We start from the raw sequence: 22,915 nt of genomic DNA, 5'->3' as shown, positions 1-22,915 counted from the left end.
TAACAAACGAGTCGCTGAACAACACCCTTAGGGTGCGGTCGACCGCGAGGAAAGGACGACGGAGCGTGCTTGACCCTTACCTCCCCCTCGTATTGATGTTCGCGCTAGCCGGGGCGTTCGCACTGTTCTCGGTGACCGCAGCGCCCTACATCGGACCCCGCCGCTACAACAAGGCGAAGCTCGACGCCTACGAGTGCGGCATCGAGCCGAGCCCGCAGCCGGTCGTGGGTGGTGGGCGCATGCCCGTCGCCTACTACCTGACGGCGATGCTCTTCATCTTGTTCGACATCGAAATGGTGTTCCTCTACCCGTTCGCCGTGGCTGCCGACAAGCTCGGCCTGTTCGGGCTGGTGGAGATCGTGCTGTTCGTCGCAACGCTGGGCTTCGCGTACGTCTACGTGTGGCGCCGCGGCGGCCTCGACTGGAACTGAGGAAGTCATGGGTCTCGAGGAGAAGCTCCCGAACGGCGTCCTGCTGGCCAGTGTGGAGAAGCTGGTCAACTGGACCCGCAAGTCCTCGCTCTGGCCTGCCACCTTCGGCCTGGCCTGCTGCGCCATCGAGATGATGACGACAGGTGGTCCCCGCTACGACCTCGCCCGCTTCGGCATGGAGGTCTTCAGGGCCTCACCGCGCCAGGCGGACCTGATGATCGTCGCGGGTCGCGTCACCAACAAGATGGCGCCGGTGCTGCGGCAGATCTACGACCAGATGCCCGAGCCGCGCTGGGTGCTGGCGATGGGCGTGTGCGCCAGCAGTGGCGGCATGTTCAACAACTACGCGGTGGTGCAGGGCGTCGACCACGTCGTCCCCGTCGACATGTACCTGCCCGGCTGCCCGCCGCGGCCGGAGATGCTGATCGACGCGATCCTCAAGATCCACGCCAAGATCATGGACGAGCCGCTGGGCGCCGTGCGCGCCAAGGCGCTCGCCGACTCGGGCTACCGCACCGACCTCATCCCGTCGTCCGAGCGTTTTGCGAGGAAGAAGTGACCGAGCCAGGGGGAGAGCACTCCAGCGTCAACCGCGCGGGAGAGGACCTCGACAAGACCAACGGCACCGAGGCCAGGGCGAAGGCGCCGATCTTCGCGGGCAAGGAGCGCAAGGGCCTCTTCGGCGTCACCGGTTCCGGTGACACGTCCGGCTTCGGCGGCCTGCGCCTGCCCGCCCACGTGGCCGCTCCGTCCGAGCGCCCGTACGGCGGCTGGTTCGACGAGGTCGCGGACGAGCTCTTCGCCGCGATCAGCGAGAAGGGCCTGCCCGCCGACACGGTGCAGCAGGTGACGGTCGACCGCGGCGAGATCACCTTCTACCTCAAGCCGGAGACGCTGCTGGAGGTCGCGCGGATCTTCCGCGACACCCCGTCGCTGCGCTTCGAGCTCTGCAGCTCGGTGTCCGGTGTGGACTACGGCGCCGACGTGCCGCAGCGCCTGCACTCGGTCACCCACCTCACGTCGATGACCTACCGCCGCCGCGTGCGGCTGGAGGTCGCGGTCGACGTCGAGCACCCGCACGTGCCGAGCCTCGTCGAGGTCTACCCGACGGCGGACTGGCAGGAGCGCGAGACCTGGGACATGTTCGGGATCGTCTACGACGGTCACCCCGGACTGACCCGCATCCTCATGCCGGACGACTGGGACGGCCACCCGCAGCGCAAGGACTACCCGCTGGGCGGCATCCCGGTCGAGTACAAGGGCGCGGAGATCCCTCCGCCGGACCAGAGGCGGTCGTACTCATGACCGAGCGACTTTCCGACGTCACCACCGGGACGAACACCAGCGCCACCGGGAGCGACAGCACGGACGACGTCGACACCCGCACCGAGCGTCCCGAGATCGCGGACTCCCGGAAGACCACCGAGGGCACCGTCTACACGGTGACCGGCGGCGACTGGGACGAGGTGCTGGCGGACGCGGTCCACGACGAGCGCATCGTCATGAACCTCGGCCCGCAGCACCCGTCGACGCACGGCGTGCTGCGCCTGGTCCTGGAGCTCGAGGGCGAGACGGTCACGCACGCCCGCAGCGTCATCGGGTACCTGCACACCGGCATCGAGAAGAACCTCGAGTACCGCAACTGGGTCCAGGGCGTCACCTTCATCACGCGCACCGACTACCTGGCGCCGCTGCACCACGAGGCCGCCTACTGCATGTCGGTCGAGAAGCTGCTCGGCATCACGGTGCCGGACAAGGCGCAGGCGATCCGCGTGCTGCTGATGGAGATCAACCGCATCAGCTCGCACCTCGTCGCGCTCGCCACCGGCGGCATGGAGCTCGGTGCCCTCACCGGCATGACCTCCGGCTTCCGCGAGCGCGAGGAGGCCCTGCACCTGCTGGAGCACCTCACCGGCCTGCGCATGAACCACGCGTTCATCCGCCCCGGCGGTCTCTCGCAGGACCTCCCGGACGACGCGGTCGAGAAGATCACCGCGTTCGTCAAGGTCATGGAGAAGCGGCTCCCGGACTACGACAAGCTGCTCACCGGCCAGCCGATCTGGCGTAACCGCCTCGCGGGCGTGGGCTACCTGCCCGTCGACGCGTGCCTCGCGCTGGGCATCACCGGCCCGATCCTGCGTTCCGCCGGCCTCGCCTGGGACCTGCGCAAGATCGAGCCGTACAGCGGCTACGAGAACTACAGCTTCGACGTCCCCACCTCGAACGCGGCGGACTGCTTCGCGCGGTACCTCCTGCGCCTCGAGGAGATGCACCAGTCGCTGAAGATCATCAAGCAGGTCGTGAAGAGCCTGCCCACCGGTCCGGTGATGGTCGAGGACGCCAAGATCGCGTGGCCCGCGCAGCTCACGATCGGCAGCGACGGCATGGGCAACTCGCTCGAGCACGTCCGCAAGATCATGGGCCAGTCCATGGAGTCCCTGATCCACCACTTCAAGCTGGTGACCGAGGGCTTCAAGGTGCCGTCCGGCCAGGTGTACGTGCCGGTCGAGTCGCCGCGCGGCGAGCTGGGCTACCACGTCGTCTCCGACGGCGGCACCCGGCCGATGCGCGTGCACGTCCGCGAACCAAGCTTCGTGAACCTCCAGTCGATGCCCGCGATGTGCGAGGGCGGCATGGTCGCCGACGTGATCGCCGCCGTCGCCTCGATCGACCCGGTGATGGGTGGTTGCGACCGATGACTCAAGCTCCCGAAAGCGTCGTCTTCGACCAGGCGACGGTGGACCGCGCGCAGGCGATCGTCGCCCGCTACCCGCAGGCCCGCAGCGCCCTGCTGCCGATGCTGCACCTGGTGCAGTCGGTCGAGGGGTACGTCTCCCAGGACGGCATCCGGTTCTGCGCAGGGCAGCTCGACCTCTCCGAGGCCGAGGTCAGCGCGGTCGCGACGTTCTACACGATGTACAAGCGCCGCCCGTGCGGCGAGCACCTCGTGAGCGTCTGCACCAACACGCTGTGCGCGGCGCTGGGCGGCGACGACATCTACAAGACCCTCAAGGACCACCTCGGCGTGGGCCACGAGGAGACCGCGGGCGAGCCGGGCACGCCGGGCTCGATCACCCTGGAGCACGCCGAGTGCCTCGCCGCGTGCGACCTCGGCCCGGTTCTCCAGGTGAACTACGAGTTCTACGACAACCAGACGCCCGAGAAGGCGCTGGGACTCGTGCAGGCGCTGCAGTCGGGGGAGAAGCCCGACCCGACCCGCGGCGCCCCGCTCACCGACTTCAAGCAGGCCGAGCTCCAGCTCGCCGGGTTCTTCGAGGGTCGCGACGCCGACCTCGACGGCCCGTCGGCGGCGCCGGAGTCGCTGGCCGGTGCGCGAATCGCCCAGGAACGCGGCTGGGACGCGCCGGAGATGCCGTCCGACCCCGAGTTCCCCGCCCTGCCGGAAAAGAAGTAGGGATCGCACATGGTTGACCCGCTGACTCCCGTTCTCACCAAGCGCTGGACCGAGCCCAGGTCCTGGACCATGGAGACCTACGAGCGCACCGGTGGCTACACCGCGCTGCCGAAGGCGCTCAAGGCCCACCCCGACCAGCTCATCCAGCAGTGCAAGGACTCCGGACTGCGCGGCCGCGGCGGCGCGGGGTTCCCCACCGGCATGAAGTGGGGCTTCATCCCGCAGGGCGACGGCAAGCCGCACTACCTCGTCATCAACGCCGACGAGGGCGAGCCGGGCACCTGCAAGGACATCCCCACGATGATGGCGGACCCGCACTCGCTGATCGAGGGCGTGATCATCACGTCGTACGCGATCCGCGCGAACTTCGCGGCGATCTACGTCCGCGGTGAGGTCCTGCACTGCATCCGCCGCCTCAACGCGGCGGTGCGCGAGGCGTACGCCAAGGGCTACCTGGGCAAGGACATCCTCGGCAGCGGGTTCGACCTCGACCTCGTCGTGCACGCCGGCGCCGGCGCGTACATCTGCGGCGAGGAGACCGCGCTGCTCGACTCGCTGGAGGGCCGCCGCGGCCAGCCGCGGCTCAAGCCGCCGTTCCCCGCGACCTCGGGCCTCTACGCGTCGCCCACCGTGGTGAACAACGTCGAGACGATCGCGTCGGTTCCCTTCATCGTCAACGGTGGCGCGGACTGGTTCCGCACGATGGGCCGCGACCGGTCGCCCGGTCCGAAGATCTACTCGCTGTCGGGCCACGTCACGAACCCCGGCCAGTACGAGGCGCCGATGGGCACGACGCTCCGTCAGCTGCTCGACATGGCCGGCGGCATGAAGGACGGCGTCCCGCTGAAGTTCTGGACGCCGGGTGGCTCGTCCACCCCGCTGTTCACCGCGGAGCACCTCGACGTGCCGCTGGACTTCGAGGGTGCCGCCGAGGCCGGTTCCATGCTCGGCACGACGGCGCTGCAGATCTTCAACGAGACCGTGTCCGTGCCGTGGGCCGTCATGAAGTGGACGGAGTTCTACAAGCACGAGTCGTGCGGCAAGTGCACGCCGTGCCGCGAGGGCACGTACTGGCTCGTGCAGATCCTGCAGCGGATGGTGGCGGGCAACGGCACGGCGAGCGACATCGACACGTTGCTCGACGTCTGCGACAACATCCTCGGCCGTTCCTTCTGCGCGCTCGGTGACGGTGCCGTCAGCCCGATCACCAGTGGCATCAAGTACTTCAAGGACGAGTTCCTGGCCCTGTGCGACCAGAACTCCAAGGTCCTGGCTGGAGCGAACGCATGACCATCGCCCCTGACAAGAACTCCACCGAGCTCGTCGTGCCCGAGGGCCACGTCAAGCTGGTCATCGACGGTGTGGAGGTGGTGGCCCCCAAGGGTGAGCTGCTGATCCGCACGGCCGAGCGCCTCGGCACGGTCATCCCGCGCTTCTGCGACCACCCGCTGCTGGAGCCCGCGGGCGCCTGCCGCCAGTGCCTCGTCGAGGTCGAGATGGGCGGCCGGCCGATGCCGAAGCCGCAGGCCTCCTGCACGATGACGGTCGCGGACGGCATGGTCGTGAAGACCCAGCTGACCTCGCCGGTCGCGGACAAGGCCCAGCAGGGTGTGATGGAGCTGCTGCTCATCAACCACCCGCTGGACTGCCCGATCTGCGACAAGGGCGGTGAGTGCCCGCTGCAGAACCAGGCGCTCGCCCACGGCCGCAGCGACTCCCGCTTCCACGAGCACAAGCGGACGTTCCCGAAGCCGATCAACATCTCCACGCAGGTGCTGCTCGACCGCGAACGCTGCGTGCTCTGCCAGCGCTGCACCCGGTTCTCCGCGCAGATCGCCGGCGACCCGTTCATCGAGCTGCTCGAGCGCGGTGCGCAGCAGCAGATCGGTGTGGCGAAGGAGAAGCCGTTCCAGAGCTACTTCTCCGGCAACACCATCCAGATCTGCCCGGTCGGCGCGCTCACCAGCGCCGCCTACCGGTTCCGCGCCCGGCCGTTCGACCTCGTGTCGACGCCGAGCGTCTGCGAGCACTGCTCCTCCGGCTGCGCCGAGCGCACCGACTGGCGGCGCGGCAAGGTGCAGCGCAAGCTCGCCGGCGACGACCCGCAGGTCAACGAGGAGTGGATCTGCGACAAGGGCCGGTTCGCCTTCCGCTACGCCACCGCCGACGACCGCATCAAGCGGCCGCTGGTGCGCGACGCGGAGACCGGTGAGCTGCGCGAGTCCTCGTGGACCGAGGCGTTGCAGGTCGCCGCGGCGGGTCTGACGGCGGCGCGCGACGCGCACGGCGTCGGCGTGCTGACCGGTGGCCGGCTGACCGTCGAGGACGCCTACGCGTACTCGAAGTTCGCCCGGATCGCGTTGCGCACCAACGACATCGACTTCCGCGCCCGGCCGCACAGCGCCGAGGAGCTGGAGTTCCTGTCCGGCACCACGGTGTTCACCAACCCGGACAACGGCGTCACCTTCGCCGGCATCGAGTCCGCGCCGGCCGCGCTGCTGGTCGCGTTCGAGCCGGAGGAAGAGGCGCCGATCGTCTTCCTGCGCCTGCGCAAGGCCGCTCGCAAGGGCACCACGAAGGTCTTCCACCTCGGCCAGTACACGACCCCGGCCGTCGAGAAGACCTACGGCACGCTGCTCGCCTGCGTGCCCGGTGCCGAGGCGAACGCCGTCAACGCGTTGCCGGAGCACGCTTCCGACGTCGTCGAGCTGCTGTCGAAGCCCGGCGCGGTGATCCTCGTCGGCGAGCGCGCCGCCGAGATCCCCGGCGCGTTCACCGCGGTCGCCCGCCTCGCGGAGCGCACCGGTGCCCAGGTCGCGTGGATCCCGCGCCGTGCCGGTGAGCGCGGTGCGCTCGCGGTCGGTGCCGTCCCGAACCTGCTGCCCGGTGGCCGCCACGTCGCGAACACCGCTGCCCGCACCGAGGTCGAGCGCACCTGGGGCGTCGAGGAGGGCTCGCTGCCCGCGACGCCGGGCCGCGACACCACGGGCATCCTCGACGCCCTGGTCAACGGTCAGATGTCCGGCCTGGTGGTCGGCGGCGTCGACCCGTTCGACCTGCCGGACCCCGCGCTCGCCGAGAAGGCGCTGGCGGAGGCCGGTTTCATCGTCAGCCTGGAGCTGCGTCCGAGCGCGGTCACCGCGCACGCCGACGTCGTGCTCCCGATCGCCCCCGCGGTCGAGAAGGCCGGCAGCTACCTCAACTGGGAGGGCCGCCGCCGCGAGTTCGGCACGACCCTCGAAGGCACCGGTTCCCTGCCGGACTGCCGCGTGCTCGACACCCTCGCGGTGGAGATGGACGCGGACCTGTTCACGCAGACGCCCGCCGCCTCGGCCGCCGACCTGGCCCGCCTGGGCGAGGGCGCCGTCACCGGGTCCTCGCTCAACGTCGCCGCGCCACTGCAGTCCCCGGCCGGTGCCGGCAAGGCCGTGCTGGCCACGTGGCACCGCCTGATCGGCAACGGCTCGCTGCAGGTGGACGAACCGCACCTCGCCGGCACGGCCCGCCCGGTCGTCGCGAAGGTCGCGGAGGCCACCGCGGCTCAGTTCGGCCTCGAGACCGGTGGCTGGGTGACGGTCTCCACGGAGCGCGGCGCGATCACGCTCCCGGTCGAGACCGACGACCTGCCCGAGGGCGTCATCTGGCTGCCCACCAACTCGGGTGACGTGTCCGTCCGGGCCACGCTCGGCGCCGGCCACGGCTCGATCGTCTCCGTCAGCGGAGGAAAGTCATGATCCAGCACGTCTTCGCAGCGGGGAACGGCGACACCGGGAGGTTGCTCGCGGACGACCCGATCTGGCTGATCCTGGTCAAGGTCGTCGCGATCTTCGCCCTCCTCGTGGTCATGACCCTGTTCATGATCAACTGGGAGCGCAAGGTCGTCGCGCGCATGCAGCACCGCCCCGGCCCCAACCGGGTCGGCCCGAACGGCTGGCTGCAGTCGCTCGCGGACGGTCTGAAGCTCGCGTTCAAGGAGGACATCCGCCCGGTCCTCGCGGACAAGTGGGTGTTCTTCCTCGCCCCGGTGATCTCCTGCATCCCCGCGTTCCTCGCGTTCTCGGTGATCCCGCTCGGCGGACCGGTGAGCATCGGCGGCGAGTGGACCACGCTGCAGCTCGTCGACCTCCCGGTCGGCGTGCTGGTGGTGCTCGCCTGCTCCTCGATCGGCGTCTACGGCATCGTGCTGTCCGGCTGGGCCTCCGGCTCGCCGTACCCGCTGCTCGGCGCCCTGCGGTCGGCCGCGCAGGTGATCTCCTACGAGATCGCGATGGGTCTGTCGATCGTCGCGGTGATCATGTTCACCGGCTCGATGTCGACAGGTGACATCGTGAACGCGCAGGCCTCGACCGTGCTCGGGGTGTTCCCCGGCTGGTTCGGCCTGCTGCTGTTCCCCAGCTTCGTGATCTACGTGGTGTCGATGGTCGGCGAGACCAACCGCGCGCCGTTCGACCTCCCCGAGGCCGAGTCGGAGCTCGTCGGTGGCTTCCACACGGAGTACAGCTCGCTGAAGTTCGCGCTGTTCTTCCTCGCCGAGTACGTCAACATGGTCACCGTCTCGGCGCTCGCGACCACGCTCTTCCTCGGCGGCTACCACGCCCCGTGGAGCGGCGAGACCATGAACACCGGCTGGTGGGGCCTGCTGTGGTTCATCCTCAAGACGTTGTTCTTCCTCTTCCTCTTCATCTGGCTGCGCGGCACGCTGCCCCGCCTGCGCTACGACCAGTTCATGAAGCTCGGCTGGAAGGTGCTCGTCCCGACGAGCCTCGTCTGGATCATGGCCGTCGCGGTCATCCGCACCGGCGCGATCCAGCAGCTCTCCACGGCGCAGCGGCTCATCGCGCTTGGCGTGGTCGTCGGCCTCGTGCTGTTGCTCTCGTTCCTGCTGCCGGACAAGAAGGTCGTCGACACCAAGGGCGTTCCGCTCGCGGGGTCCGGCTTCCCGGTCCCGCCGCTCGACCTCGAGGTCCCCAGGGCAGCGCCCAAGCGCAAGGTCAAGGTCGCCACCATCCCCGCGGAGAAGGCAGCCGTCACCACCGGTAAGGAGGCTGAGTAGGGATGTTCGAGTCCGTCAAAGGCTTCGGCGTCACCTTCGGCACCATGTTCAAGAAGGTGGTGACCGAGAAGTACCCCGAGGTCAAGAAGGTGACCGCGCCGCGGTTCCACGGCCGTCACCAGCTGAACCGGCACCCGGACGGGCTGGAGAAGTGCGTCGGCTGCGAGCTGTGCGCGTGGGCCTGCCCGGCCGACGCGATCTTCGTCGAGGGTGGCGACAACACCGAGGAAGCGCGCTTCTCGCCCGGTGAGCGCTACGGCGCCGACTACCAGATCAACTACCTGCGCTGCATCGGCTGCGGCCTGTGCATCGAGGCCTGCCCGACCCGGTCGCTCACGATGACGAACGAGTACGAGCTCGCCGACGACAACCGCCAGGACCTGATCTTCACGAAGGAGGACCTGCTCGCCCCGCTGCTGCCCGGCATGGAGCAGCCGCCGCACCCGATGCGGCTGGGCGACAACGAGCAGGACTACTACGTCAACGGCCCGCGGCTCGCCAAGGAGGGTCAGCAGTGAGCCTCCTGACCTTCCTCGCGCAGCAGCCGGAGCCCGTGCAGCGCGTGGTCGACACCGTCACCACCGGCGAGGCCGTCGCGTTCTGGGTGCTCGGCCCGCTGGCCCTGGCCGGCGCGCTGGGCATGCTCTTCGCGCGCAACGCCGTGCACTCCGCGCTCTGGCTCGTCGTCACGATGCTCAGCCTCGGTGTGCTGTACATGATCCAGCAGGCGCCGTTCCTCGGCTTCGTGCAGATCATCGTCTACACCGGCGCGATCATGATGCTGTTCCTGTTCGTGCTCATGATGGTCGGCAGGGACAGCTCGGACTCCGTCGTCGAGGTCATCCGCGGCCAGCGGCTCGCGGCCGCGCTGCTCGGCATCGGGTTCGCCGTGCTGCTGGTCGGTTCCGTCGGCCGCGCGCTCACCTCGGTCGAGCCCGCCGGTCTGCGGGAGGCGAACACCACCAACGGCGGCAACGTCGGCAACATCGGCCAGAAGCTCTTCACGGACTACCTGTTCGCGTTCGAGCTCACCTCCGCGCTGCTGATCACCGCCGCGCTCGGCGCGATGATCCTCGCCTTCGTCGGCAGGGACGGCAAGCCCGCCAAGAAGACGCAGAAGGAGCTCGTCGAGGAGCGCTTCCAGGACGGCAAGCGGGTCGGGTCCCTCCCCGGTCCCGGCGTCTTCGCCACCGCGAACTCGGTGGCCACCCCCGCCCTGCTGCCCGACGGCAGCGTGTCGGAGGAGTCGCTGTTCGAGGTCATCGAGGCGACCGACAAGTCCGTGCTGTCGGACGACGTCTCCGAGGTCGCGGGCACCGGGCACCAGCCGGACTCGCACGCGCTCAAGGGAAGTGAGTCGTGACTCCCACGTACTACCTGCTGCTGTCGGCTCTGCTGTTCAGCATCGGCGCCGTCGGCGTCCTGGTCCGCCGCAACGCCATCGTGGTCTTCATGTGCGTCGAGCTCATGCTCAACGCGGTCAACCTGAGCCTCGTGACGTTCGCGCGGATCAACGGCTCGCTCGACGGTCAGGTGATGGCGTTCTTCGTGATGGTCGTCGCCGCGGCGGAGGTCGTCGTCGGCCTCGCGATCATCATGTCCATCTTCCGGACGCGTCGCTCGGCCTCGGTCGACGACTCGAACCTGCTGAAGTACTGAGGGGTCACCGGTGACGGAACCTGTTGTCGCCAGCGGGGTCGCGAGCTTCGCCTGGCTGTTGTTGGCGCTGCCCGCGTTCGGTGCGGCGGTGCTGTTGGTTGGCGGCAAGCGCGCCGACAAGTGGGGCCACCTGCTCGGCAGCGGCGTGCTCATCGCGTCGTTCGCCTACGCGCTCGCGCTCTTCTTCTCGACGGTCGGCATCTCGAACCCCGAGGAGCGGGTGCAGAACCTGCACCTGTGGGACTGGATCGACGTCAACGCGCTGACCGTCGAGTTCGGACTGCGGCTCGACCCGCTGTCGCTCACGTTCGTGCTGCTGATCACCGGTGTGGGCTCGCTGATCCACATCTACTCGATCGGCTACATGGCGCACGAGGAGGGCAGGCGCAAGTTCTTCGCCTACCTCAACCTCTTCGTCTCCGCGATGCTCCTGCTGGTGCTGGGCAACGGTTTCGTGACCCTGTACTTCGGCTGGGAGGGCGTCGGTCTCGCCTCGTACCTGCTGATCGGCTGGTACCAGTACAAGCCGGAAGCGGCGTCGGCGGCCAAGAAGGCCTTCCTGATGAACCGCGTCGGTGACCTGGGCCTCGCGATCGCGATCTTCCTGATGTTCAACAAGCTCGGAACCACGCAGTACACCGAGGTCTTCAGCCGCGTCGGCGAGTTCTCCTCGGCCGAGGTCCTCGCGATCACGCTGCTGCTGCTCCTGGGCGCCTGCGGCAAGTCGGGCCAGTTCCCGCTCCAGGCCTGGCTGCCGGACGCGATGGCCGGCCCGACCCCGGTGTCCGCCCTGATCCACGCGGCGACGATGGTCACCGCGGGCGTGTACCTCATCGCCCGCTCGAACCCGCTCTACAACCTGAGCGAGGACGGCCGCCTGGTCGTCATGATCATCGGTGGCGTCACGCTGCTGATCGGCTGCATCATCGGTTGCGCCTACGACGACTTCAAGAAGGTCCTGGCGTACTCGACGGTCTCGCAGATCGGCTACATGATCCTCGCCGTGGGCCTCGGCCCGGTCGGTTACGCGCTCGGCATCATGCACCTGCTGACGCACGGCTTCTTCAAGGCCGGGCTCTTCCTCGGTGCCGGTTCGGTCATGCACGGCATGAACGACGAGGGCAACATCCGCCGGATGGGCGGGCTCTACAGGTACCTGCCGATCACCTTCGTCACCTGGACGCTCGGCTACCTCGCCCTGATCGGCATCCCGCCGTTCGCGGGCTACTTCTCGAAGGACGCCATCATCGCGGCGGCGTTCACCGGGGAGGGCTGGCGCCCGTACGTCTTCGGCGGTGTCGCACTGCTCGGTGCCGCGCTGACCGCGTTCTACATGACGCGCCTGCTGATCCTCGTCTTCCTCGGCCAGCCCCGCTGGAAGGACCTGAAGGCGGAGAACGGCAAGGACTACCACCCGCACGAGTCCCCGCTGTCGATGACCGTCCCGATGATCATCCTCGCGGTCGGCTCGATCGGTGGCGGCTGGTTCCTCTCCTCCGGCGGTCGTCTCGCCGGGTGGCTCGAGCCCTCGCTGGGCGAGCTGAAGGAGGAGCACGGCGTCATCTCGCACGGCCTGGTCGGGATCCTGACCGTCGTGCTCGCGGTTCTCGGCGCCGGTCTCGCGTTCCTGCTCTTCGGCCGCCGCAAGCAGCCGGTCGAACGGCCGGTCCGCGTGTCGTTCCCGGTGCGCGCGGCCCGTGCGGACCTCTACGGCAACGCACTCAACGAGGCCCTCTTCGCGCGGCCGGGCACCTGGCTCACCCGCGCGCTGGTGTACCTCGACCTCAAGGGCGTCGACGGTGTCGTGAACGGCACGGCGGCGCTGCTCGGCGGTAGCTCCGGCCGGTTGCGCAGGCTGCAGACCGGGTTCGTCCGCTCCTACGCACTGTCCATGCTGCTGGGCTCGATCTTCGTGCTCGGGGCGCTCCTGGTGGTGAGGTTCTCGTGACCTGGGTTCTGATCGCACTGCTGGTGGTGCCGCTGGTCGGCGCACTGGTGGTGGCGTTCCTGCGCAAGAACGACCGCACGGCCAAGCTCGCCGCACTGGCGGTCTCGCTCGTCGAGCTCGTGCTCGCGGTCCTGCTGTGGACCGCCTACGACCCCGGCGGCGACCGCATCCAGCTCGCCACCGGGGTGACCTGGATCGAGTCGTTCGGCGTCCGGCTCTCGTTCGGCGTCGACGGCATTGCGCTCGTGATGATCGCGGTCATCGCGCTGCTGATCCCGCTGGTGATCGGTGCCGGCTGGACCGAGAAGCTGCCCGCCGGCCGTTCGCAGGGCGGGTACCTCGCGCTGATCCTGGTGCAGGAGGCCGTGACGGTCGCGGTGTTCGCCGCCACCGACGTCTTCCTGTTCTACGTGCTGTTCGAGGTCATGCTCATCCCGATGTACTTCCTGATCGGCGGCTACGGCGGCGCGCGCAGGCAGTACGCGGCGGTCAAGTTCTTCCTGTACTCGTTCCTCGGCGGCCTGATCATGCTGGCCTCCGCGATCGGCGCCTACGCGATGGCGTCGGACGAGCTCGGCAAGGGCACGTTCGACTGGGCGACGCTCGTGAAGGTGGTCAGCGACGCCGACTCGACGACGCAGACCTGGCTGTTCCTCGGCTTCTTCCTGGCGTTCGCGATCAAGGCGCCGCTCGTGCCGTTCCACACCTGGCTGCCCGACGCCGCGGCCGAGGCGCCCATCGGCGTCACGGTGATCGTCGTCGGCATCCTCGACAAGGTCGGCACGTTCGGCATGCTGCGCTACCTGCTGCCGATGTTCCCGGAGGCGTCCAAGAACCTGGCGCCGTTCGTGCTCGTGCTCGCGGTGGCCGGCGTCCTCTACGGGTCGCTGCTCGCCACGGGCCAGCGGGACATGAAGCGGTTCCTCGCCTACGTCTCGATCGCCCACTTCGGCTTCATCGCCCTCGGCATCTTCTCCTTCACGTCGCAGGCGGGCGTGGGCTCGGTGTCGTACATGCTCAACCACTCGATCTCGACCGGCATGCTGATCCTGGTGATCGGCATGGTGATCGCGCGCGGTGGTTCGTCGCAGATCTCCGACTACGGCGGCATGTCGAAGGTGGCGCCGCTGCTCGCGGGCATGCTGCTGATCTCCGGCCTGACCACGCTGTCGCTGCCGGGCACGAACTCGTTCGTCTCCGAGTTCCTGGTGCTGATCGGCTCGTTCCCGACGCGGCCGGTCTACACGATCATCGCCACCGTCGGCATGGTGCTCGCGGCGCTCTACGTGCTGTGGCTCTACCAGCGGGTCATGACCGGCCCGCTGCGCGGAGACGCCCTCGTGGGTGCCGCCGCGGGTCCGGGTGCCGTCGGCGACCCGGAGCGCAAGACGACGATCGGTGACCTGACCAAGCGGGAGATCGCGGTTCTCGCACCGCTCGTTGTCATCGTGCTGGCGCTCGGGTTCTACCCGCAGCCGGTGCTCGACGTCATCACCCCGACTGTCGGGGCGACGCTGACCGAGGTCGGCGTGACCGACCCGGTCTCCGTGCAGGAAGGCAAGTGACGTGAACCTTTTCGTCGCTCAGGCGCAACAGATCGAGGCGCCGGAGATCCACTACAACGCCATCGCACCGGTGCTGATCGTGCTCGGCGCCGCCTGCGTCAGCGTGTTGCTGGAAGCGTTGCTGCCCAAGCACCAGCGGTGGGCCGTGCAGCTCCTGCTGTCGCTCGTCTCCCTGGTCGCGGCCACCGGCACGCTGATCCTGTACGCGAACTCCGCCGACCGACCCGAGCAGGGTGTCGCGACGCTGGCGGGCGTGATCGCCGTCGACACGCCGTCGCTCTTCCTGTGGGGAACGCTGCTGGTGCTGGCGTTCGGGTCGATCCTGCTGATCGCCGACCGCTCGGTCGAACCCGGCGGCGCGTTCGTGGCGCAGGCCGCGATCCGTCCCGGCACGGTCCAGGACCGGGCGCAGGCCACGAAGACCGGCATGCAGACCGAGGTCTTCCCGCTCACGCTGTTCGCGCTCGGCGGCATGATGACGTTCGTCGCGGCGAACGACCTGCTGACGATGTTCATCGCGCTGGAAGTCCTGTCGCTGCCGCTGTACCTGCTGTGCGGCCTGGCCCGCCGCCGTCGCCTGCTCTCGCAGGAGGCGGCCGTGAAGTACTTCCTGCTCGGCGCTTTCGCGTCCGCGTTCTTCCTCTACGGCGTGGCCCTGCTCTACGGCTACGCGGGTTCGGTGAAGCTCTCGGCCATCGCGACCGCGGCCGCCGGCACGGACCGCTCCGACACGCTGCTGTTCGCGGGCTTCGGCCTGCTGGTGGTGGGCCTGCTGTTCAAGGCCGCCGTCGGTCCGTTCCACGCCTGGACCCCGGACGTGTACCAGGGCGCGCCGACGCCGGTGACGGCGTTCATGGCCGCCTGCACCAAGGTCGCCGCGTTCGGCGGCATCCTGCGCGTGCTCACGGTGGCGTTCGAGAACACCCAGTGGGAGTGGCGCGGCGTGCTGTACGGCGTCGCCGTCGTCTCGATGGTGATCGGCGCGGTCCTGGGTCTCACGCAGACCGACGTGAAGCGCATGATCGCGTACTCGTCGGTGGCGCACGCGGGTTTCCTGCTGATCGGCTCGATCGCGCTCGTGCCGAACGGCGAGGGCGTGAGCGCGACGATGTTCTACCTGCTGGCGTACGGCTTCACCACGATCGCCGCGTTCGGCATCGTGTCGCTGGTCCGCAACTCGGACGGCGAGGCGACGCACCTGTCGCAGTGGGCGGGTCTCGCGAAGCGGTCGCCGATCGTGGCGGGCACCTTCACGTTCCTGCTGCTGGCGCTCGCCGGCATCCCGCTGACGTCCGGCTTCATCGGCAAGTTCGTCGTGTTCAGCGCGGCGATCGAGGCCGGTCTGACGCCGCTCGTGGTGGTCGCCCTGGTGGCTTCGGCCGTCGCGGCGTTCTTCTACCTGCGGGTGATCGTGCTGATGTACTTCAGCGACCCGGCGACGGACGGCCCGACCGTCACGGTGCCCGGTGCGTTCACCACGATCGCGATCACGCTGGGTGCCGTCGTGACCCTGGTGCTGGGTTTGTGGCCCACGTTGGTGCTCGATTGGGCGGGTACCGGCACCTTCCTCAGCTAGGTGTACGTAGTCTGCTGGTGTGACCAGTAGCGAGCATGTGGGACCGGGGTTCGCGTTGGTGGACCCCGTGCTCACCGAGGTAGTCCAGGACGGCCTTGCCGAGGTGGAGCGCAACCTGCACGACGTCGTGCAGAGCGAGTTCCACCCGGTCACCGAGACCTCTCTTCACCTGGTGGAGGCGGGCGGGAAGCGCATCCGCCCGCTCTTCACACTGCTCGCATCGCAGTTCGGCGCCGACTGGAACCGCGAGCAGGTCGTCAAGGCGGCCACTGTGGTCGAGCTCACCCACCTCGCGACCCTCTACCACGACGACGTCATGGACGAGGCGACCATGCGGCGCGGCGCCGAGTCCGCGAACGCCAAGTGGGACAACAGCATCGCGATCCTCACGGGTGACTTCCTGTTCGCCCACGCGTCCCGGCTGACCGCCGACCTGGGGACGGACGCGGCGCGGATCATCGCGGAGACGTTCTCGGTCCTGGTGACGGGCCAGATGCGCGAGACCGTCGGCCCGAAGCCCGGCGAGGACCCGATCTCCCACTACCTCAAGGTGATCGAGGAGAAGACCGGCGTCCTGATCGCCACCGCGGCGCGGTTCGGCGGCATGTTCTCCGACGCGACCGAGGAGCAGGTCGACGCCCTGCGCGCGTACGCCGAGGTGATCGGCGCGGCGTTCCAGATCTCCGACGACGTCATCGACATCGCCTCGCCGTCGGTCGAGTCCGGCAAGACGCCGGGCACCGACCTGCGCGAGGGCGTGAAGACGCTGCCGATGCTCTACGCGCTCGCGGACCCGGCCGAGACGCGCCTCGCCGAGCTGCTGGCGGGCCCGATCACCGACGACGCGCTGGTGGAGGAAGCCCTCGGCCTGCTGCGGAAGTCCTCCGGCATGGACAGGGCGCGCGAGACGCTCGACGAGTACGCGGATCGGGCGCGCACGGAGCTGAACAAGCTGCCGCCGTGCGCCGCGCGGGACGCACTCGAGGAGCTCGCGACCTACTGCGTCGAGCGTTCTCGTTAGTTCGCGACCGGCGCGGGCGTCTGCCTGCGCCGGTTCCGCAGCGCGTCGGCCGTGAAGACCAGCAGGGCCAGCCACACCAGGGCGAAGCCGACCCACCGGCTGGCCGGCATGGGTTCGTGCACCACGAACACGCCCCAGACGAACTGCAGGACCGGCGCGAGGTACTGCAGCATCCCCATGGTGGTCAGCGGGATCAGCCGGGCGCCCGCGCCGAACAGCAGCAGCGGCACGACCGTCACGATGCCGGTGCTGACCAGCAACAGCGCGTGACCGGTGCCCGCGCCGGTGAACGTGTTCGCGCTGCCGAGCGTCAGCAGGTAGACGAGTGCCACCGGGGCGATCACGGCGCTCTCCGCGGTGAGACTGGAGACGGCGTCGAGCGGGACTTTCTTCTTCAGCAGCCCGTAGACGCCGAAGGAGCAGGCCAGGACCAGCGTGACGACGGGAAGCCTGCCGTAGTCGACGGTGAGCACGATCACAGCGACGACGACCACCGCGAGCGCGACGACCTGGATGAGACGCAATCGTTCCTTGAGGAAGATCATGCCTAGTGCCACGCTGACCAACGGCGTGATGAAGTACCCCAGCGCCGCTTCGACGACGTGGTTGCTGTTGACCGCGTAGATGTAGGTGCCCCAGTTCACCGTGATCAGCACGGCGGCTGCGGTAACGATCAACCAGCCTTTTCCGGACAGTTCCAGAAGAGGGCGCCAGCGTCGGAGGAAGGCGACGGCGATGGCGAGGATGACGAACGACCAGACGATCCGGTGCGCCAGCACCTCGATCGGCTGGGCAGGCGCGAGGAGTGGCCAGTACGCCGGAAAAAGTCCCCAGAGGACGTAGGCGAGCACGCCGTAGGTGACCCCTCGCCCCTGGGTGTGAACTTCTGGCGAACTGATGGCCGAGGTCGTCAGAGGGGGCACAAAATCCCACTCTACGCTGGGCTTTCCGCTGCTTGTTTGCGCTGAACGGCGTAGTGACGGAGCATCAACAAAGGCACTGTAGTTTGGCCATGCTCACCCTTCCGAGTGAGTGGGGTCGGAGTGTGGTCGTAGAAGGGGCTTACCCGTGAACATCTTCGGGCAGGTCTGGCTGTGGAGCCTGCTGGCCTTCGTCGCGGGGGTGGTCCTCACCTGGGTGGTGATGGTGCGCCCCGCGCGGAAGCAGGTAGCCGACCTCGAAGATCAACTTCTGGACGCGCGCAAGTCGGCCTCGCCGGTCGCGTCGCAGAGCCGCGTCGACGACTTCGTGGTCGACGAGTGGGAGGACACGCCGCCCCGCTCGCTGACCGACGAGGTGCTGACGCCGCCCGCGCCGGTTCCCGCCCTGCCGCCGCCCGCGCCCGAGTCCGCTCTGCCGCCGGCGCCCGCGCCATACGCGGAGCCGCCCGCCTACTTCGGCGAGCCGGTGAAGGCGCCCGCCGCACCCCTCCCGGTGCCGCTGCCGCCTCCTCCCGTCGTGGAGGAGCCCGCTCCGGTCGTCGAGGAGGAGCAGCACGAGGAGCCCGCCGCGCCGGTCCGCCAGTACCTGGAGCCGGAGGAGGCGCAGCGCCGCTTCGAGGAGCAGCTCGCCGAGCAGAAGGCACTGGCCGACGCCGAGGACGACCGCCCGCGGTCGCTGTTCGAGCGCCTGGGGCCGGACGACGAGGTCCCCGCCGAGACGCCGGCGGAGATGACGACGGTCCTGCCGCGCTCGGGTCTCGAGGCCGCCGACTTCGAGGACGAGCACCCCGAGCTCCCGGCCGAGCAGACGTCGTACGTGCCGACGGTCGAGCCGGTCGCCGAGGTGGGCGAGCCGGTCACCAGGCCGACGGCGCCGCCGGAGGTCCACGAGCAGGCCGACGACTTCATCTACCAGCCGCGCGAGGTCTGGGCGGAGGACGAGCAGGAGGCGTTCCTCGACGAGGCCGCCGAGCAGGAGGACGAGCCCGCCGACACCCGCTCCGAGCAGACGACGTTCATCGCCGTCGAGGAGAGCAGCTGGCCGGACAACGACCTCACCGGTGAGTACCCCGGCCTGCGCGACGAGATCTCCGGCGACCTGGAGGGCTTCACCGAGCCCGAGACGCCCGCCGAGCAGACCGGCCTGATCGAGCCCGTCGACCTGGACGCGCCGCACGTGCGCAACGGCGTCTTCGAGTCGACGCTGGCCGAGGAGGAGTCCTACGCCGAGCAGGACACCGCGGACGAGCAGGACAGGGAGTCGGCGCACGCCCTGCGCGAGCCGGAGACCGAGTCCGCGCACGCGTTGCGGGAGCCGGAACCCGAGCCGGAGCCGGAGCCCGAGTACCGCGAGCCCGAGCCCGTCCACGAGTACCGCGAGCCCGAGCCGGTCCGGCAGGAGTTCACCGAGCCGGAGCCCGAGCTCTGGCAGCCCCGGCACGCCTACGCGGAGCCGTTCAGCACCCCCGGTGCCCCGCCGCCCGCGCCGTTCTCGGCGTTCGAGCCGCGCGTGGACGTCGAGGACACCCAGGAGCGCTCGGTGCGCGCCGTCGGTGCCGCGTTCTCGCACGGGACCGAGACGGCCCCCGAACCCGCACCGGCGCCGAAGGTCGAACGCACGCGCTCGATCTTCGAGCCGCTGCTGGAGGCCGACGAGCCGCTGCCGCCCCTCGGCCAGACCCGCACGCTGCCGGACACGAGCAACGACCAGCCGTTCGTGCCCAAGTTCGTGCCGAGCGGCGAGCCCCTGCTCGCCGCCCCGCCCGAGCCGGAGCCCGAACCGGTCGCCGTGACCGACCTGCCCCAGCGCGTTACCGACGCGGGCCTGCCGATCCGCGAGGCCCGGCGCACCACGCCGCAACGGCAGCAGAGCTTCCCGGCGTTCCAGGCCTTCGAGTCGCCGAAGGCGGAGGCACCGCCCGCCCCCGCGCTCCCGGCACGTCCGCGCCCGGTCGGCTTCTCGCCGTCCACCGGCGGCCGCCCGAACGGCGCGCCGCAGGGCTCGGCCCGCTTCCAGCAGCCGGAGGGCTTCAACCCGCGGTCGCCGTTCGGACCGGGCTCGGTGCTGCCCAAGTCGGACGGCCACGCGCCCGCCGCGGACTTCGCGGTGAAGGCGACGCTGACCGGCCGCCGCTACTACACCGAGGGCTCCTCGAACTTCGGGGACACCCGCGCCGACGTGTGGTTCCGCACGGAGGCCGACGCGGAGAAGGCCGGGTTCCGCCCGGCGCCGTGAGGCCCTGAGAACGCGAGAAAGGCCCCCACCGAGCCCGGTGGGGGCCTTTCCCGTCGGTCCGGGTCAGCCGACCACGGTCCAGGTGTCCTTGCCGTGCAACAGCTTGCTCAGGTCCGCTGCCTTCGTCGCCTTCGCCTCGGCGACCTGCGCCCGCGCGCTGTCGTCGTACGTCGGCCGGTCCGCACGCCGGAACACACCCGTGACGGTGTGCGTGAGGTCCTGCGTCGAGAGCCGCGAGAGCGCGAACGACAGGTTCAGGTCGGACGCGTCGTGCACGACGATGTCGCTCGCGTCGACGTCCGCCGACTTCGCGACCGCGAGCCCGAAGCCCTCGCGGACCACGCAGTACTCGCCCTCGCGGCCGAACCGGATCGGCTCGCCGTCGACGACGTTGATGATCCGCCGCTGCGCCTCGTCCGCGTCCTTCAGCACGTCGAACGCGCCGTCGTTGAAGATCGGGCAGTTCTGGTAGATCTCGACGAGCGCCGAGCCGCGGTGTTCCGCCGCCTGGCGCAGCACCGAGGTCAGGCCGGCCTTGTCCGAGTCGAGCGCCCTGCCCACGAAGGAGGCCTCCGCGCCCAGCGCCAGCGACACCGGGTTGAACGGGTGGTCGAGCGACCCGAGCGGGGTCGACTTGGTGACCTTGCCCTCTTCTGAGGTCGGCGAGTACTGGCCCTTGGTGAGGCCGTAGATCCTGTTGTTGAACAGCAGGATCTTGAGGTTCACGTTGCGCCGCAACGTGTGGATCAGGTGGTTGCCGCCGATGGACAGCGCGTCGCCGTCACCGGTCACCACCCACACGCTCAGGTCCGGCCGCGCGACGGCGAGACCCGTGGCGATGGCCGGCGCACGCCCGTGGATGGAGTGCATGCCGTAGGTGTTCATGTAGTACGGGAAGCGGGACGAGCACCCGATGCCCGAGACGAACACGATGTTCTCGCGCTTGAGACCCAGCGACGGCAGGAACGACTGCATGGTGTTGAGCACGATGTAGTCGCCGCAGCCGGGGCACCAGCGGACCTCCTGGTCCGACTTGTAGTCCCTGGCCGTCTGCTTCTCGTCGGTGGTCGGAACCCCGGTCAGGCCGGGCAGTCCGATGTCGATCGCAGTCACGCCGACACCCCCTTGATCACGTCAGCGAGCACGTCCTGCAGCTCTTCCGCCTTGAAGGGCAGGCCCTGCACCTTGGTGTACGACACGGCGTCCACGAGGTACTTCGCCCTCAGCAGCAACGCGAGCTGCCCCAGGTTCATTTCCGGCACGATGACCTTCTCGTACGACTTCAGCACGTCACCCAGGTTCTTGGGGAACGGGTTGAGGTGCCGCAGGTGCGCGTGCGCGACCGGGAGGCCGAGCTTGCGCACTCGCCGTGCCGCCGCGCCGATCGGGCCGTAGGACGAACCCCAGCCGACGACGAGGACCTTGGCGTTGCCGTCCGGGTCCTCGACCACGACGTCGGGCACCTCGATGCCGTCGATCTTCGCCTGGCGCAGGCGAACCATCTTGTCGTGGTTGTCCGGGTCGTACGAGATGTTGCCGGTGACGTCCTGCTTCTCCAGGCCGCCGATCCGGTGCTGCAGCCCGGGGGTGCCCGGCACGGCCCACGGACGCGCCAGCGTCTCCGGGTCGCGCGCGTAGGGCTGGAACGTCTCCGGGTCCGTCGCAAACTCGACGGTCAGGTCCGGCAGCGCGTCGACGTCCGGGACCAGCCACGGCTCGGAACCGTTCGCGATCGCGCCGTCGCTCAGGAACAGCACGGGCGTGCGGTACTTGAGCGCGATCCTGGTCGCGTCGACCACCGCGTCGAAGCAGTCCGAGGGGGACTGCGGCGCCACGATCGGCACCGGCGACTCGCCGTTGCGGCCGAACATCGCCTGCAGCAGGTCGGCCTGCTCGGTCTTCGTCGGCAGACCGGTGGACGGGCCACCGCGCTGCACGTCGATCACGAGCAGCGGTAGCTCGGTCATCACGCCGAGGCCGATGGTCTCCGACTTGAGCGCGATGCCGGGACCCGACGTGGACGTCACGCCGATCGCACCGCCGTAGGACGCACCGAGGGCGATGCCGATGCCCGCGATCTCGTCCTCGGCCTGCACCGTGGTGATGTCGAAGTTCTTGTGCTTGCTCAGCTCGTGCAGGATGTCCGACGCCGGCGTGATCGGGTACGTGCCGAGCACGACGGGCAGCTTCGACAGCTGCGCCGCCGCGACGATGCCGTACGCCGTGGCCGTGTTGCCGGTGATCTGGCGGTACGTGCCGACGTTGAGCTTGGCGGGCGCCACCTCGTAGGTGACGGCGAAGGCCTCGGTCGTCTCGCCGTAGTTCCAGCCGGCGCGGAACGCGAGGACGTTGGCCTCGGCGATGTCCGGCTTCTTCGCGAACTTCTCGCGCAGGAACCGTTCCGTGCCCTCGGTCGGCCGGTGGTACATCCACGACAGCAGGCCGAGCGCGAACATGTTCTTCGCGCGCTCCGCGTCCTTCTTGCCGAGTCCGGTCTCCTCGAGCGCGCCGATGGTCAAGGTCGCCATGGCGATCTTGTGCACCTGGTACTTCTCGAGCGAGTCGTCTTCCAGCGGGTTCGAGTCGTAGCCGACCTTCGTCAGGTTCCGCTTCGAGAACTCGTCGGTGTTGACGATGAGGATGCCGCCGTCCGGCAGCTCGCCCACGTTCGCCTTGAGCGCGGCCGGGTTCATCGCCACGAGCACGTCGGGGCGGTCGCCGGGCGTCAGGATGTCGTAGTCGGCGAAGTGCAGCTGGAACGACGACACGCCGGGCAGGGTCCCCTGTGGCGCGCGGATCTCGGCGGGGAAGTTGGGCTGCGTGGCGAGGTCGTTGCCGAACGCCGCCGCTTCCGACGTGAACCGGTCTCCGGTGAGCTGCATGCCGTCACCGGAGTCGCCGGCGAAGCGGATCACGACGCGATCCAGCTTGCGGGTCTCAGTGCTCATTCCTACGCCGATACCTCTCTCCAAGGGTGGCTGTGCCCCACCGCGAGGGTAGTCGCCAGGACCGCCTGCGAGACGGGCCGTGTACCACTGGGCGAGACGAACCGTCCCATCTGCCGCAACGG

Annotated in this window: 19 protein-coding genes; 16 read left to right on the top strand and 3 right to left on the bottom strand. The window is 69.2% G+C overall.

Annotation, left to right across the window (positions count from 1 at the left end; all coding sequences use genetic code 11):
* The first annotated feature begins 65 nt into the window (after positions 1 to 65).
* From ACFWV3_RS09415 to ACFWV3_RS09345, 15 genes are read left to right on the top strand one after another with little or no spacing between them, the layout of a single operon-like run.
* A complete protein-coding gene (locus tag ACFWV3_RS09415) occupies positions 66 to 431 on the top strand; it encodes an NADH-quinone oxidoreductase subunit A (protein WP_030473219.1) in 366 nt (121 codons plus the stop codon).
* A 7-nt stretch (positions 432 to 438) separates the two neighbouring features.
* The gene (locus ACFWV3_RS09410) at positions 439 to 990 is read left to right on the top strand and encodes a NuoB/complex I 20 kDa subunit family protein (protein ID WP_382410053.1); all 552 of its coding nucleotides are present in this window, start codon (positions 439 to 441) and stop codon (positions 988 to 990) included.
* A complete protein-coding gene (locus ACFWV3_RS09405) occupies positions 987 to 1,736 on the top strand; it encodes an NADH-quinone oxidoreductase subunit C (protein WP_382410051.1) in 750 nt (249 codons plus the stop codon). Before ACFWV3_RS09410 ends, ACFWV3_RS09405 begins: the two co-directional genes overlap by 4 nt.
* On the top strand, positions 1,733 to 3,130 hold the full coding sequence (locus ACFWV3_RS09400; RefSeq protein ID WP_382410049.1) for an NADH-quinone oxidoreductase subunit D: 1,398 nt from the start codon (positions 1,733 to 1,735) through the stop codon (positions 3,128 to 3,130). Before ACFWV3_RS09405 ends, ACFWV3_RS09400 begins: the two co-directional genes overlap by 4 nt.
* On the top strand, positions 3,127 to 3,846 hold the full coding sequence (gene nuoE, locus ACFWV3_RS09395) for an NADH-quinone oxidoreductase subunit NuoE (protein ID WP_382410047.1): 720 nt from the start codon (positions 3,127 to 3,129) through the stop codon (positions 3,844 to 3,846). Before ACFWV3_RS09400 ends, nuoE begins: the two co-directional genes overlap by 4 nt.
* Positions 3,847 to 3,855: 9 nt before the next feature.
* Complete coding sequence (gene nuoF / locus ACFWV3_RS09390; RefSeq protein ID WP_382410045.1) at positions 3,856 to 5,136, top strand: NADH-quinone oxidoreductase subunit NuoF; 1,281 nt, start codon at positions 3,856 to 3,858, stop codon at positions 5,134 to 5,136.
* On the top strand, positions 5,133 to 7,580 hold the full coding sequence (locus ACFWV3_RS09385; protein WP_382410043.1) for an NADH-quinone oxidoreductase subunit G: 2,448 nt from the start codon (positions 5,133 to 5,135) through the stop codon (positions 7,578 to 7,580). The genes nuoF and ACFWV3_RS09385 overlap by 4 nt, the downstream gene beginning before the upstream one ends.
* Positions 7,577 to 8,899: an NADH-quinone oxidoreductase subunit NuoH gene (gene nuoH, locus ACFWV3_RS09380; protein ID WP_382410041.1), complete on the top strand. Its 1,323-nt coding sequence runs from the start codon at positions 7,577 to 7,579 to the stop codon at positions 8,897 to 8,899. The genes ACFWV3_RS09385 and nuoH overlap by 4 nt, the downstream gene beginning before the upstream one ends.
* A 2-nt stretch (positions 8,900 to 8,901) precedes the next feature.
* Positions 8,902 to 9,417 (top strand): NADH-quinone oxidoreductase subunit NuoI, encoded by a 516-nt coding sequence (gene nuoI / locus ACFWV3_RS09375; RefSeq protein ID WP_382410039.1) that lies wholly within the window; start codon positions 8,902 to 8,904, stop codon positions 9,415 to 9,417.
* Complete coding sequence (locus tag ACFWV3_RS09370) at positions 9,414 to 10,262, top strand: NADH-quinone oxidoreductase subunit J (protein ID WP_382410037.1); 849 nt, start codon at positions 9,414 to 9,416, stop codon at positions 10,260 to 10,262. Before nuoI ends, ACFWV3_RS09370 begins: the two co-directional genes overlap by 4 nt.
* The gene (gene nuoK, locus ACFWV3_RS09365; protein WP_030473209.1) at positions 10,259 to 10,558 is read left to right on the top strand and encodes an NADH-quinone oxidoreductase subunit NuoK; all 300 of its coding nucleotides are present in this window, start codon (positions 10,259 to 10,261) and stop codon (positions 10,556 to 10,558) included. The genes ACFWV3_RS09370 and nuoK overlap by 4 nt, the downstream gene beginning before the upstream one ends.
* Before the next feature lie 10 nt (positions 10,559 to 10,568).
* Positions 10,569 to 12,506, top strand: coding sequence for an NADH-quinone oxidoreductase subunit L (gene nuoL / locus ACFWV3_RS09360; RefSeq protein WP_382410035.1), 1,938 nt, complete (start codon positions 10,569 to 10,571; stop codon positions 12,504 to 12,506).
* Positions 12,503 to 14,071, top strand: a complete 1,569-nt coding sequence (locus tag ACFWV3_RS09355) for an NADH-quinone oxidoreductase subunit M (RefSeq protein ID WP_382410033.1) — start codon at positions 12,503 to 12,505, stop codon at positions 14,069 to 14,071. Before nuoL ends, ACFWV3_RS09355 begins: the two co-directional genes overlap by 4 nt.
* A 1-nt stretch (position 14,072) precedes the next feature.
* Positions 14,073 to 15,647, top strand: a complete 1,575-nt coding sequence (gene nuoN / locus ACFWV3_RS09350; protein WP_382410031.1) for an NADH-quinone oxidoreductase subunit NuoN — start codon at positions 14,073 to 14,075, stop codon at positions 15,645 to 15,647.
* Between the two features lie 19 nt (positions 15,648 to 15,666).
* On the top strand, positions 15,667 to 16,668 hold the full coding sequence (locus ACFWV3_RS09345; protein WP_382410029.1) for a polyprenyl synthetase family protein: 1,002 nt from the start codon (positions 15,667 to 15,669) through the stop codon (positions 16,666 to 16,668).
* On the opposite strand, the gene rarD is transcribed toward ACFWV3_RS09345, so the two are convergent.
* Positions 16,665 to 17,591, bottom strand: a complete 927-nt coding sequence (rarD, locus tag ACFWV3_RS09340; RefSeq protein ID WP_382410027.1) for an EamA family transporter RarD — start codon at positions 17,589 to 17,591, stop codon at positions 16,665 to 16,667. The two genes, ACFWV3_RS09345 and rarD, sit on opposite strands and share 4 nt — an antisense overlap.
* Before the next feature lie 145 nt (positions 17,592 to 17,736).
* On the opposite strand from rarD, the gene ACFWV3_RS09335 reads away from it, so the two are divergent.
* On the top strand, positions 17,737 to 19,845 hold the full coding sequence (locus ACFWV3_RS09335; RefSeq protein ID WP_382410025.1) for a hypothetical protein: 2,109 nt from the start codon (positions 17,737 to 17,739) through the stop codon (positions 19,843 to 19,845).
* A gap of 63 nt (positions 19,846 to 19,908) precedes the next feature.
* Here the strand turns inward: ACFWV3_RS09335 and ACFWV3_RS09330 are convergent, their stop codons facing one another.
* Both ACFWV3_RS09330 and ACFWV3_RS09325 read right to left on the bottom strand, forming a co-directional pair.
* A complete protein-coding gene (locus ACFWV3_RS09330; RefSeq protein ID WP_382410023.1) occupies positions 19,909 to 20,958 on the bottom strand; it encodes a 2-oxoacid:ferredoxin oxidoreductase subunit beta in 1,050 nt (349 codons plus the stop codon).
* Complete coding sequence (locus tag ACFWV3_RS09325) at positions 20,955 to 22,793, bottom strand: 2-oxoacid:acceptor oxidoreductase subunit alpha (RefSeq protein ID WP_382410021.1); 1,839 nt, start codon at positions 22,791 to 22,793, stop codon at positions 20,955 to 20,957. The genes ACFWV3_RS09330 and ACFWV3_RS09325 overlap by 4 nt, the downstream gene beginning before the upstream one ends.
* Positions 22,794 to 22,915: the final 122 nt, after the last annotated feature.

Source organism: Lentzea sp. NPDC059081 (genome assembly GCF_042738015.1).
Classification (GTDB): Bacteria; Actinomycetota; Actinomycetes; order Mycobacteriales; family Pseudonocardiaceae; genus Lentzea.
Note: the sequence above shows the minus strand (reverse complement) of the source record. Positions and strands in the feature narration are given on the sequence as shown.